Here is a 12259-nt window from a genome sequence, read left to right on the forward strand (position 1 = left end):
GCGCTCCGGGGACCCGGTTCCGCCGGCGGTCCGCCGGACCCTCGGTCCGCCCGACCCGGCCGCGACCCGGCGGCGCCGCCCCGGCATCAGGACACCGCGGTGGTCCCCTGCTGGTTCTCCTGGTTTTCTTCGAAGGTCTCCAGCTGGACCTCGCGGTTGTACAGCGGGTCGCGGAAGCTGTTCAGCGCGATCAGCGGCGAGACGAGGCTCTCGCGCGCCGCCGGGTCGTCGGACTCGATGGACTGCACCCACAGCACGGTCAGGTAGTGGCCGCTGACGGTGGCCTCCGCGGCGCTGTAGCCGGCGCCCAGGCTGGAGAACGGGTCCTCCTCGGGGGTGGGCACGGAGATGAACCCGGTCTGCTTCGACTGCGTGTCCTTGGGCGGCTGGAGCGCCGTCGCCACGGCCTGCGCGGCCTCGGCGTCCTTGAGGTTGAACATCGCGACCGCGCCGACGTAGTCGGCGGAGGTGTAGCCCGCCCGCGCCGCCTGGGTGCAGTCGGCATCGGCCAGCGCGCTGCGCACCGCCTCGCCCCACACCGCCGAGGCGCAGTCCTCGACCAGCGAGGAGGTCTGCAGCTCGAAGGAGATGCCCTGGCTCTCGCTCTCGATCGTCTTGGCGTCCTCGCCGAACAGCTCGCCCTTGTTCAGGGGGCGCGAGTCGACCTCCCGCGTGGCCAGCACCTCGCTGCCCGAGTCGTGGATCTCGAACGCGGCGGGCACCGGGTCCTCCGGGGCCTGGGCACCGCCGCCGACGAACTGCAGGACGAGCACCACGGCCAGCGCCACCACGGCGACTCCGAGGGCACCGAGCAGGAGAGGCAGCAGTTTCGTGCCGGGCGCCTTGGCGCGGGAGGAGCGCCTGCGCCTGCGCCGGGCTCCTTTGCGGCGATCGGGAGGTGCGGCCAGACCCTCGATGGAGTCGGCTTCGTCGGGTTTCCTCCGCCGGCCGGGGGTACCGGAAACAGACGACTTAGAAGACACCAGAACCTCTCGGACGGTCGCGGGGGCTGTGATTCATGTAGCGGGAGGGGCGGCGGAGCCGCGGGTGACCATGCCGCCGGTCCGCAAATCCTAGCTTGCGGGCGGAACCGGGCGATCCCGGCCGCCCGCGAGCCGCCGGCCGCCGGGCCTCCGCGTCCCGGTCCCGGCGCAGGGCGCAGCCGGCGCGGCGCCCGGGCCGGCCCGGTCCTACTGCTCGGCCTCGCCGACCTGGCGGTAGACCCACGTCGAGGCGTTCATCGCCGCCACGTTCAAGGTGGAGAGGGTCTCGCCGTCGCCGGGCTGCTCGCCGTCGGTCCGCGCCACCCAGTACACCGCCAGGTAGTGTCCCATGACCTGTGCGGTGGCCTGGCTGTAGCCCTTGTGCAGGCCCTCCACGCCGTCCTTCTGGGGCAGCAGGAATCCCGGGGCCGTCGAGGAGTCGCCGGGGTCGAGCGCCGTGGACACGGCGTCGGCCGAGTCGGCGTCGGCCAGGTCGAAGAGCGTGAACTGGGCGACGTACTCGCCGTCGCCGTCCAGGTAGACGGCGCTGGCGGCGGAGGTGCACTCGCCGTCGACCAGCGCCTGTGCGGCCTCCTCGCCCCAGACCAGGGAGGTGCAGGTGTCGGTCACCCCGGTCTCGTCCCGGACGAGCTTGTGGCCGTCCAGCTCCAGCTTCTCGGTGTCGGAGCCGAAGACCTTGTCCTTTGGGATTTGACCGGAGCCGTCGCCCCGCTCGGCGATGGGGTCGAACGCCTCGTCCTGGGGCTGGGCCTGGTACAGGTCGGGCACCAGGGTGGAGTGCCCCTCGGGGGGCGCCACGATGGAGCTGCTGTCGCCGCTGCCGGGGGTGTCGCCGGACTCGGTGGCCAACTGGTAGGCGAGTACGCCCAGCAGCGCCACCAGCGCGACGACGCACAGGACGAGCAGCGTGGCCAGGAACGCGGTACCGCGCTTGCGCATGCTCTGCTCGGCGAGGGTGTAGACGACCTGGCTGGGCCGGTCGCCCAGGACGCTCACGCGCCGCAGCGCGGAGGCGGAGAACTTGGAGACGGGGTCGACGGAGGGCGCCGAGCGGCCCGAGCGGCGGCCGCGGTTCTGGGCGGTCCGGCGGCCGCCGCGCTCGGCCCGCTCGCTCTGGCCGGTGTCCTCGGTGGCGCGCGGGGCGGTGGCGGTTGCGGTGCGGCCGCCCCGGCGCGAGCCGCCCGTGTCAGCGGCGCCGCCGCGGTCGTCGTAGCCGTCGTCGGCCGCGTAGCGCTCGCGGGGCGCGCGGGCCGGCGCGTCCCGGCGCGAGCGCTTTCGGCCTGCTCGTCCGGTGGAGTCGGATTTGCTCACGTGGTCAACTCATCCATCCTCGGACGGCGCGGTGCCCCTGCCCTTCGGCCGTCCGGCTGTTCCTGTCTCCGGGTCCGCGGCTTCGGAACCGCCTTCGGATCCGGTGTCGCCGCCGTCCTGGGACGTGGCGGGGTCGGTGTCGAAGACCTCGGTCCCGACGTCGTGGCCCGCGGGGACCACCCGGCTGGAGAATGCGTCCAGGCGCCGCCCGGCCCACACGAAGTAGGCGAGTGCGGCGGCGAGCACCAGTACCGAGGTCCAGTTGTTCAGCCGCAGGCCCAGAATCTCGTGCGCAGGATCGACGCGCAGGTACTCGATCCAGAACCGTCCCACACAGTAGCCCATGATATAGACCGCGAAGAGCCGCCCGCCGTCCAGCCGGTCGCCGTAACGCCTGCCCAGCCAGGCGAGCAGCACCGCGAGTGCGAGACACCACAGCGACTCGTAGAGGAACGTGGGGTGGTAGGTGCTGTAGTACTCCGTGCTGCTTCCCGGCAGCGGCTGCATCCCCGGCCGCGGGGCGCCCTCGGAGTTGTAGGTGTAGTCCAGCGAGATGTGCACGGCCCAGGGCAGGTCGGTGGGCTTGCCGAACAGCTCCTGGTTGAAGTAGTTGCCCCAGCGGCCCAGGGCCTGGGCCAGCGGGATCGTCGGGGCGATGGCGAAGGACAGCTTGGACAGCGAGATCCCGCGGCGCCGGGCCACCCACCAGACGCCCACCGCTCCCAGCGGGATGGCGCCCCAGATGCCCAGCCCGCCGTTCCAGATGTAGAGCGCCTCGACCGGGTTGCGGCCGGGGCCGAAGTACAGCTGGTAGTCGCTGATGACGTGGTAGAGGCGGCCGCCGACCAGCCCCAGCAGCACCGCGGGCACCGCGAGGTCGACGATGGTGCCCTTCTCGCCGCCCATGGCCGCCCAGCGGCGCTCGCTCCAGAACACGGCGGCGACGACCCCGGCGAGGATGCACAGCGCGTAGAAGTGGATGGTCACCGGCCCAAGTGAGATCGAACTCACCTCGGGGCTGGGGATGGCCGCGAGGGCGCGGCCGGTCGCGGCCGCGCCCTCGGGGGCGATCAGCGAATTCGTCATCGCGCGGATCTGTCCTTGGGTCAGGGGGAGACTTCTGGCTCGGGCGAGGCTCCTGCGGACGCGCCGGCGTCCGCGGCGAGCGGTTCGGTGCTCACCTCGCCGGGCCCGGCCTGCTTCACCGCTTCGCGGACGCCGTCGCCGGAGAAGGCGGCGTCGCCCATCTTGTCGCCGTTGACGTAGACCGACGGGGTCCCGTTGAACGCGTTCGCTCCGGAAGAGTACCGGTCCTTGACCGCCGACGTGGCATCGAGGACCTCCTTGACGTAGGTGTCCTGGAGGAACGAGCTGTCGACGCCGTGCTCGTCGCCCCACTCCATGAGGCCGCCCACGCCCATCTTCTGGATCTCGTCGCCGCTCAGCCGGTTCTGCGCCTTCCGGGTCAGCTCGGGCAGGTACTCGCCGGTGAAGGTGTCGACCACCGTGCTCTCGGCCTCGACCCGCTTGGCGAAGTCGGGGTCGTCGATGCCGAGGTCGGTGCCCCACTGCTTGAGGTCCGCGGTGGAGAAGCCCTTCGACCCCTCGGCGGGCTGGTTCTCGAACAGCCGGTCGTTGTACTGGACGAACTTGCCGTAGTCGGCGGCCGCCCGCGCCGCGGCCGCGCCGCGCAGCGAGTTGTCGCTGATCGGGGACTGCGCCTGGGCGAAGATGCTGACCGGGCGGTAGTGCACGACGGCCTCGCCCTCGGCGGCCAACTGCTGCAGGGTCGGGCCGCTGGCGTCCTCGAACTGCTTGCAGGCCGGGCACTGGAAGTCGGCGTAGACTTCGACCACGGGCGCTTCGGTGCCCTTGTCGCCCAGCACGACGCTGCCGTCCTCCTGCAGCGTCTGTGCGGGCAGGTCCTCGTAGCGCTGCGCGAACGCCTGCTCCTGCGCCCGCTGCTGGGTGAAGAAGAAGTAGCCGCCGCCGACCACGATCAGCACCACCGCGAGCGCGGCGCCGCCGACGCCGAGCATCCTGTTCCGCGCGGCGCGCTTCTTCGCCTGCTCCCGTTCCCGCTTCAGTCGTTCGCGGGACGCCTCCCGCGCAGCCTTGCCCATCAGCCGATCACCGTGATCCGTAGTCTGTTCTGTCTCTTCGCGGATGTGGCCGCCGTCGCCCGGCGGGCGGCCGGTTCGTGAGCACGCCGGGAGCACGCCGCGTCCGCCCGATAGGGGCGGGGCCTCGCCGCGGCTCCCGGCGGTCTGTTCAGCGGTAGAGGCCGAACAGCCGGTCCAGCGCCAGGGGCGAGCGCGGCCAGATCGTGACGACCGCGGCCAGAGCGAGGAAGCCGAGGTCGCGCGCGATGTCGAGCCCGTAGCGGGTCTCGCCCTCGGCGACCTGGCCGCCGGTGCCGAAGCATCCGCAGTCGATGTTCAGCCCGCGCGCCCACGCCGAGGCGATGCCCGCGATGAACACCAGCATCAGCAGTCCCGAGGCGGCGCCGACGTAGCGCGTGGCCATGCCGACGACCAGCAGCAGTGCCAGAGCGAGCTCCAGCAGCGGCAGCGTGAAGCCGATGAAGCGGCTCAGCTCGGGCGAGAAGAGCTGGTAGGCCTCGACGGACTGCACCGACAGCGCCGGCGGCAGCTTGCTCACGGCGGCGAACGCCAGCACCCCGGCCAGACCCAGGCGCGCCAGCAGCGTCGCCCAGGGCTGGACCGCCGACCAGCGGCGGGCCGCGGTGGAGCTGGTCGCTGGCGCCGAATCGTGTGTTGTGTCCAATGAAGGGTTCCCGGGGGCGAGGCGGTCACTTCGGCGAGGGCACCGGTTCTTCCGGCGCGCACCGTGCGCATACTACTCTAGGTCAGCGCGACGGCACGCGCAGTCCGCTGCGGCCGCGGCCGCCGGGCGTCCTCGCCGAACTGTAACCGCGCACCCCCGCCCGGGCATGCCCGCCCAAGGCGCCGGAGGGGGCAATCTCACGGAACTCTTACCTGTCTTACCCGGCTTTACCTCCACGCCGGCGGGCGGCGGCCCGGTCGTTCGCCTGCCTGGTCAGGACCGGCCGGCGCGTACGCCCAGAGCGAGCTCCTCGGCGAAGGCGCGCACCGCGCCCGTGCCGGTCTCCAGGTCGGGTGCGTCCAGCACCCGCTGGCAGAACCCGGCTCCGGCGATGACGCCGTCGGCGTAGGCGGCCACCTCGGCGGCCTGGGACCGGTTGGAGATGCCCAGTCCCACGCACACGGAGAGCCCGGAGCCGCCGATCGCGGCGCGGGTGCGGGCGACCAGCTTCTCCGCGGTGCCCGAGACCTGCGCCCGGGTGCCGGTGACACCCATCAGCGAGGCGGCGTAGACGAACCCGCGCGAGGCCCGGGCGGTCAGCCGCAGCCGCTCGTCGGTCGAGGAGGGCGCGACCAGGAAGATCCGGTCCAGGCCCGCGGCGTCGGTGGCCGCGAACCACTCGTCGGCCTCCTCGGGGATGAGGTCGGGGGTGATCACGCCGGCGCCGCCCGCCGCGGCCAGGTCGGCGCAGAAGCGCTCCGGGCCGTAGCGCTCGACGGGGTTCCAGTAGGTCATGACCAGCGCCGCGGCCCCGGTGGCGGCGGTGGCCTCGACCACACGCAGGACGTCGGGCGGGGTGGTGCCCGCCGCCAGGGCGGTGTCGGCGGCCCGCTGGATGGTGGGGCCGTCCATCGTCGGGTCGGAGTAGGGCAGCCCGACCTCGACGACGTCGCAGCCGCCCTGGACCATCGCCTCGATGATCGCGATGGAGGAGTCGGGGTCGGGAAACCCCGCCGGCAGGTAGCCGATGAGGGCGGCCCGCCCCTCGTCCGCGGCCCGGGCCAGCGCGGCCTGCAGTGTGGTCTGGCTCATCGTCCCTCGCTCGTCTCGCCCGCCGGGCCGTGCGCCCGCGCTGCCGCTCGTCCGCCCGTTCACGCCGACTCCTCGCCGTCGACGAGGCCGAAGTAGGACGCGGCGGTGTCGACGTCCTTGTCGCCGCGGCCGGAGAGGTTGACCACGACGACGCCCTCGGGCCCCAGCTCGGTGCCGACCCGCCGCACCCCGGCCAGCGCGTGGGCGCTCTCGATCGCCGGGATGATGCCCTCGGTCCGGCTCAGCAGCCGGAACGCCTCCATCGCCTCGGCGTCGGTGACGGCCCGGTAGGTGACCCGTCCGGCGTCGGCCAGCCACGCGTGCTCGGGGCCCACGGCCGGATAGTCCAGTCCGGCCGAGATGGAGTGGCTGGGCAGGGTCTGGCCGTAGTCGTCCTGGAGCACGTAGGTGCGGGCGCCGTGGAACACGCCGGGGGCGCCGCCGGAGATCGCGGCGGCGTGGCGGTCGGTGGCGACGCCGTCCCCGCCGGCCTCGAAGCCGTACAGGGCGACCCCGGTGTCGGGGAGGAACGCGGCGAAGATGCCCATGGCGTTGGAGCCGCCGCCCACGCAGGCCGCCACCGCGTCGGGCAGCCGCCCGGTCAGGTCGAGCACCTGGGAGCGGGCCTCCTCGCCGATGACGTAGTGCAGGTCGCGCACCAGCGCCGGGAACGGGTGCGGCCCGGCCACGGTGCCGAAGAGGTAGTGGGTGGAGTCGACGTTGGCCACCCAGTCGCGGAACGCCTCGTTGATGGCGTCCTTGAGGGTGCGGCTGCCCACGGAGACCGGGACGACCTCGGCGCCCAGCAGCCGCATGCGGGCGACGTTGAGGGCCTGGCGGCGGGTGTCCTCCTCGCCCATGTAGATGACGCAGTCGAGCCCCATCAGGGCGCAGGCGGTGGCGGTGGCCACGCCGTGCTGGCCCGCGCCGGTCTCGGCGATCACCCGGGTCTTGCCCATGCGCTTGGTCAGCAGCGCCTGGCCGAGCACGTTGTTGATCTTGTGGGAGCCGGTGTGGTTGAGGTCCTCGCGCTTGAGCAGCACGCGGGCGCCGCCGCAGTGCCGGGCGAAGCGCGGCGCCTCGGTCAGCAGGCTGGGGCGTCCGGTGTAGTCGCGCAGCAGGGCGTCGAGCTCGGCGCGGAAGCCGGGGTCGCTCTTGGCCTTCTCCCACTCCTGGGCGACCTGGTCGAGCGCGGCGATCAGGGCCTCGGGGCTGAACCGGCCGCCGTAGCGGCCGTAGTGCCCGCGTTCGTCGGGCCGGCGGGAGCCGCCGGGGTCAGGTGTCGGGGATGCCATGTGGTTCTCCATGTCGGCGCGCGGCGCGCGCCCTCGGCTGTCGGAGGCCGGCGCGCCGGGCAACAGCCCCGGTCGCCGGCCGGCTGGAGGTCAGCGCGGCTGCGGGGGCCGTCGCGCGGCGGCGCGAGGGCCCCTAGGGCCATCGCGCGCAGGCGGCCGGCAGGGCCGGGGGCCGCGGCGCCTGCACGGTCAGCCCCGGTCCCGCAGCGCGGGGTGCGCGCCCGCCGTCACGAGGTCGGCGACGGCGTCGCGCGGGTGGCGGCCGCGGACCAGGCTCTCGCCCACGAGCACCGCGTCGGCGCCGTGGCCCGCGTAGGCGAGCAGGTCGTGGGGCCCGCGCACGCCGGACTCGGCGACGCGGACGCGGTCGGAGGGGATCAGCGGCGCCAGGCGGGCGAAGGTGTCGCGGTCGACCTGCAGCGTCTTCAGATCGCGGGCGTTGACGCCGACGACGGTGGCCCCGGCGTCCAGTGCGCGCCCGACCTCGTCCTCGGTGTGCACCTCCACCAGCGGCGTCAGGCCCAGCGAGTGCGCCCGCTCCACCAGGGAGACCAGCGCCTCCTGCTCCAGCGCGGCGACGATCAGCAGCACGGCGTCGGCGCCGTGCACGCGCGCCTCCCACAGCTGGTAGGAGCTGACGATGAAGTCCTTGCGCAGCAGCGGGGTGGGCACCGCGGCGCGGACTGCGTCGAGGTCGGCCAGGCTCCCGTTGAAGCGCCGCTGCTCGGTCAGCACGCTGATGAGGGCGGCGCCGCCGTCGGCGTAGTCGCGGGCGAGGGCGGCGGGGTCGGTGATGGTGGCGAGCTCGCCCTTCGACGGGCTGGAGCGCTTGACTTCGGCGACGACCTGCACGCCGGGGCGGCGCAGCGCGGCGGCCGCGTCCCGGGGCCGCGGCGCGGACTCAGCCAGCTCCTTGAGCCGCTCCAGGGGTGTGTGCGCCTGCCGATCGGCGAGATCGGCGCGCACTCCCCCGACAATCTCGTCGAGCACGCTCACGTGGGACTGCCCCCTCATATCGCCGGTGGTGCGGATCCGGACCATCCCCGCGCGCAACGGGTAGCACCGGGGTCGTCGGGTTCCCGCGGCCGAAGCGGTCGCGGCGTGGCGGGCCGGGCGCGCCCGCCGCGGTAGCGCGCCGGGGCCGGGCACCGGACCGCGGGGACCGCCTCGCGTTCGGGTACTACCGATCGTATCGAGTCCGAGTGCCGCCGTGGCCACGTCCCCCGGTTTGGCGCGCCCGGAGTCCGAGCGGTCGGCTATCCGGGTGCGAGGAACTGGCCGAAGGGCAGGTTGCGCACCACCCAGAACGCCATCAGCACGCCCAGGAACAGGTACAGCCAGCCGGGGTGCACGGCCTTCGCAGGAGCCGTGCGCGGGGGCGCCGGCCGGAAGGACCGATACAGCCAGCGGAGATAGCTGTAGGCGATGAACGGCGCGACCGCCAGCAGCAGGGCGTTCATCTGCAGGGCGCCGACGACGTCCAGTTCGGTCAGCGCGTGCACCGCCCGCATCGCACCGCACCCGGGGCACCACGTGCCGGTGACCAGCAGCCACGGGCAGGTGGGATAGTGCCCGGCCTCGTTGGGGTCCACGAAGTGCAGCAGCGTGGCGCCGGCGATCCCGGCCGCGCCCAGCAGCAGCGGCGCCGCCCCGGGATGCAGGCGGCGCCGCGGCGCTCCGGTGGTGCCGGGTGCCATCAGTACGTGGTGGTGGGCGTGTTGCTGACCACGGCGGCGATGATGCCGAAGTAGCCCACGGTCGAGAGCACGTAGACGACCACGCCGACAACCACGGCGATGATCGTGAACTTCTTGGCCCGGGCGGCGCGCTCCTGGGCTCCGGTGTAGTCGCCGAGGTTCCACTGGGCGTTGACCTTGGCCGCCGAGAGGATGGCCGGGATCGCCAGGGGCCAGCAGCAGAACATCGACAGGATGGCCGGGACCAGGAAGTCGTTGGGCGGGTCGGCGCGGGCGCCGGGAGGATAGCCGCCGGAGCCGCCGGGCGGAGGGTTGTAGTTTCCGGGGGGCGGACCGGGCGGGGTACCGTAGCTCATTTTCGGTGCGGCTTCCTGGGTCGGGGATTCTGGAGGCGGCACCGCAGCTCCAGCGCGGCGCCGTGCGAGCAGTGTGCCACGGAAGCCTACTCCGCTGCGGGGGGCGGGGCCGCGCCCTCCGCGATCAGCGGGCCGCGGCCTTCTCGCCGGACGCCTCCTCGGACGCGTGGGACTGCGCGTCCGCCTCCTCCGCCTCGTCCGACGCCGCGGTGCCGGCGTCCGCGCCGGAGCGCTGCGCCTCCCACTCCTCGCGGGTCAGCGGCGTGGGGCGCGGGTGCCTGCGGCCCAGCCCGACCTTCTTCATGATGCCGGCGACGGCGGCGCAGACGATGCTGAGCCCCAGGGCGACGGTGGACCACAGCACCACGTCCTGGTCGATCAACATGATCATCAGCGCGGCCGCGGTCCACACGACGATCCAGGACAGGGTCAGAAACCACCCCGCGAGGGTGTTGCCGTGGTCCTCGTGGTGTTCGTCGGCCATCAAGGCTCCTTCGGGTTCTCGTGGTCGGTGGGGGCGGCGGGCCGCCCCGATGCGGCGCGGCCGCTCACGGCCGCCGCCCCGGTCTCCTCGGCGGATCCGGGGTCGAGAGTAGGGTCGGCACCGCTGTCGAGCGACTTCCACAGCTCGGCGGGGTCGCTGGAGCGGGCCGCGCTCGGGGCGCTGTGGCGATCGTACCTGCTGCCCATGGCGGGCCAGGCGGCACCCCGGACCAGTGTGTAGGCGCCGGCGGCCGCCAGCAGGACGGCGCCGGCCGCCGCCAACCCGGGCCACTGCGCGACCAGGTGCAGGCCGTCGACGGCCCCGCTGGCGGTGGCGCGGTCGGCGGCGGCCTCCTGCAGGGCCGCCGTGCGGGTGCCGCGCCACACCCCGACCAGCGCGGCGAGGCCGAACAGGGCGACGACTCCGCCCAGCGCCCGCCGAAGGGGGCCGCGCGTGGCCAGCACGGCGGCCAGCGCCGCGAGTCCGGCAAGGCCCATCGCGAAGGCGGTGGGCGCGACGTCGTCGCCGGTCAGCTCGACCGGTGCGGCGGCCACCGGGCCGCCGACGTCCACTTGGGCGCGGGCCCAGGTGCGCCCGGCGGCCCCGGCGAGGGCCCCCGCACCCGCCGCCACGGCGCACAGGGCGACCGCGAACTCGGCGCGGTGCGCGGTCACCGCGCCTCCCGGCCGCGGGCGCCGGCGCCGAGGGGCAGTGCGCCCTCGTCGAAGCACGTGCGGGCACCGGTGTGGCAGGCGGCGCCGGTCTGGTCCACCCTGATCAGCAGGGTGTCGCCGTCGCAGTCCAGCGCGGCGCCCACGACCCGCTGCACGTTGCCCGAGGTGGCGCCCTTGACCCAGTACTCGCGGCGGCTGCGCGACCAGTAGGTGGCGCTGCCGGTCTGCAGGGTGCGGCGCAGCGCCTCGTCGTCCATCCAGGCCAGCATGAGCACCTCGCCGGTGTCGTACTGCTGGACGACGGCGGGCAGCAGGCCGTCGGGGTTGCGCGTGAGCCGCGCGGCGATCTCCGGTGCGAGCCGCTGTTCGGCGGCGCCTGCGGGAGGGGTGGTGCTCATGGTCCCAGCCTAGGGGCCCGCTGCGGGAGGTAGCGGCGGGGCCGGCTCCGCGCCGCCGCGCTCCCCCGCCGCCCCGCCCTGCGCTTGTGCCGGCCGGTGACCCCGTAAGGTTTCTGACGCCGCACCCGCCCCGCGCAGAGGCCTCAGACGTCAGGAGTGCTGTGTCCGCCGAGCTGCTCACCGCCGATCTGGCCGGCAAACCCGACGCGCTCGCCGCGCTCGCCGACCGGCTCTCGCGCCGGGACCCCTACCGGGCGCTGCCGGCGCTGCTGGACGACGAGCCCGCCGGAATCCTGCTGCTGGGGGTGGGGGCGGCTCGCCATGCGTGCGCGGCGGCGGCCGCGCGGATGCGGATGACCGGGCTCGGCGCGGTCGCCGAGTACGCCTCGGCGGAGCGCTCGCTGCCGCCGGGGCCGGACACGCTGGTGGTCGCCGTCGAGGCGGGCGGCGGCGCGCGGGAGCTGTGCACGGCGCTGGACGCCTACGTCGAGCAGTCGGCGGTCGTGGTGCTCACCGACGCACTGGACGGGCCGGTGGCGCGCTACGCCGACATCCTGGTGCCGCTGTCGGCGGGCGAGGAGCGCAGCGGGCTCGCCTGCCGCGCCTTCCAGCACGCGCTGGCGCTGTTGCTGCTGCTGGGCTACCGGCTGGGCTCGCCGGGCGTGGGCGGCGACGTGACCGTGAGCCTGCGGCGCTGCGCCAACGCCACGGCGGGGCTGCTGGAGCAGGCGCGGGAGTGGGTCCCGCGAGCGGCCGCGGCGCTGCGCTCGCCCGACGGGCTGCACCTGGCGGCGCCGGCGGAGCGGCTGAGCTCGGCCCAGCAGGGTGCGCTGGCGCTGCGCCGGGGGCCGGTCGTGCCCGCCCACGCGGTGGAGTCGGGCGAGTGGTCGCACACCGACCGCTACCTGGCCGCGGTCGGCGACTACCGGGCGCTGCTGTTCGCGGGCTCGCACTACGACGAGCGCACCATGGACCACCTGCTCCAGCTGCGCGGCCGGGCGGTGGCCGTCGGCGGCGACGTGCCGGGCGCGGCGATGTCGGTGCGCTACCCGGGCGACGGCGACCCCGACGTCAGCCTGCTGACCGAGCCGGTGGTCGCCGAGCTGCTGGCCGCGCACTGGTGGGCCGAGCGCGAGCGGTCGCGCGCCGCCGGCTGAGCGG

Annotated in this window: 14 protein-coding genes; 1 reads left to right on the forward strand and 13 read right to left on the reverse strand. The window is 74.4% G+C overall.

The annotated features are described in order from the left end of the window. Positions 1–86: 86 nt before the first annotated feature. The 13 genes from ABD284_RS20110 to hisI all read right to left on the reverse strand — a co-directional run bounded on the left by ABD284_RS20110 (position 87) and on the right by hisI (position 11098). Positions 87–983 (reverse strand): hypothetical protein, encoded by an 897-nt coding sequence (locus ABD284_RS20110; protein WP_344145782.1) that lies wholly within the window; start codon positions 981–983, stop codon positions 87–89. Positions 984–1190: 207 nt separating this feature from the next. Then, complete coding sequence (locus tag ABD284_RS20115; RefSeq protein WP_344145785.1) at positions 1191–2315, reverse strand: hypothetical protein; 1125 nt, start codon at positions 2313–2315, stop codon at positions 1191–1193. Between the two features lie 9 nt (positions 2316–2324). Then, complete coding sequence (gene lgt / locus ABD284_RS20120; protein WP_344145788.1) at positions 2325–3401, reverse strand: prolipoprotein diacylglyceryl transferase; 1077 nt, start codon at positions 3399–3401, stop codon at positions 2325–2327. A gap of 20 nt (positions 3402–3421) precedes the next feature. After that, positions 3422–4438, reverse strand: a complete 1017-nt coding sequence (locus ABD284_RS20125; RefSeq protein ID WP_344145791.1) for a thioredoxin domain-containing protein — start codon at positions 4436–4438, stop codon at positions 3422–3424. A gap of 148 nt (positions 4439–4586) precedes the next feature. Then, on the reverse strand, positions 4587–5102 hold the full coding sequence (locus ABD284_RS20130) for a MauE/DoxX family redox-associated membrane protein (RefSeq protein ID WP_344145794.1): 516 nt from the start codon (positions 5100–5102) through the stop codon (positions 4587–4589). A gap of 273 nt (positions 5103–5375) precedes the next feature. After that, positions 5376–6194, reverse strand: coding sequence for a tryptophan synthase subunit alpha (gene trpA, locus ABD284_RS20135; protein ID WP_344145797.1), 819 nt, complete (start codon positions 6192–6194; stop codon positions 5376–5378). 59 nt (positions 6195–6253) lie between these two features. Then, the gene (gene trpB, locus ABD284_RS20140; protein ID WP_344145800.1) at positions 6254–7489 is read right to left on the reverse strand and encodes a tryptophan synthase subunit beta; all 1236 of its coding nucleotides are present in this window, start codon (positions 7487–7489) and stop codon (positions 6254–6256) included. A 189-nt stretch (positions 7490–7678) separates the two neighbouring features. Beyond that, positions 7679–8485 (reverse strand): indole-3-glycerol phosphate synthase TrpC, encoded by an 807-nt coding sequence (trpC, locus tag ABD284_RS20145; RefSeq protein ID WP_344145986.1) that lies wholly within the window; start codon positions 8483–8485, stop codon positions 7679–7681. Positions 8486–8745: 260 nt separating this feature from the next. After that, positions 8746–9186, reverse strand: coding sequence for a DUF2752 domain-containing protein (locus ABD284_RS20150; RefSeq protein WP_344145803.1), 441 nt, complete (start codon positions 9184–9186; stop codon positions 8746–8748). Further along, complete coding sequence (locus ABD284_RS20155; RefSeq protein WP_344145806.1) at positions 9186–9542, reverse strand: CD225/dispanin family protein; 357 nt, start codon at positions 9540–9542, stop codon at positions 9186–9188. Before ABD284_RS20155 ends, ABD284_RS20150 begins: the two co-directional genes overlap by 1 nt. A gap of 124 nt (positions 9543–9666) precedes the next feature. Further along, positions 9667–10026 carry an HGxxPAAW family protein gene (locus ABD284_RS20160; protein WP_344145809.1) on the reverse strand — a complete coding sequence of 120 codons (360 nt, stop codon included), beginning with the start codon at positions 10024–10026 and terminating at the stop codon, positions 9667–9669. Continuing rightward, complete coding sequence (locus ABD284_RS20165; RefSeq protein ID WP_344145812.1) at positions 10026–10700, reverse strand: Trp biosynthesis-associated membrane protein; 675 nt, start codon at positions 10698–10700, stop codon at positions 10026–10028. The genes ABD284_RS20160 and ABD284_RS20165 overlap by 1 nt, the downstream gene beginning before the upstream one ends. Further along, positions 10697–11098, reverse strand: a complete 402-nt coding sequence (gene hisI / locus ABD284_RS20170) for a phosphoribosyl-AMP cyclohydrolase (protein ID WP_344145815.1) — start codon at positions 11096–11098, stop codon at positions 10697–10699. Before hisI ends, ABD284_RS20165 begins: the two co-directional genes overlap by 4 nt. A 161-nt stretch (positions 11099–11259) precedes the next feature. On the opposite strand from hisI, the gene ABD284_RS20175 reads away from it, so the two are divergent. Then, complete coding sequence (locus tag ABD284_RS20175; protein WP_344145818.1) at positions 11260–12255, forward strand: SIS domain-containing protein; 996 nt, start codon at positions 11260–11262, stop codon at positions 12253–12255. The last annotated feature ends 4 nt before the right edge of the window (positions 12256–12259 follow it).

It is taken from the genome of Streptomonospora arabica, assembly GCF_039531585.1.
GTDB classification, from domain to species: Bacteria; Actinomycetota; Actinomycetes; order Streptosporangiales; family Streptosporangiaceae; genus Streptomonospora; species Streptomonospora halophila.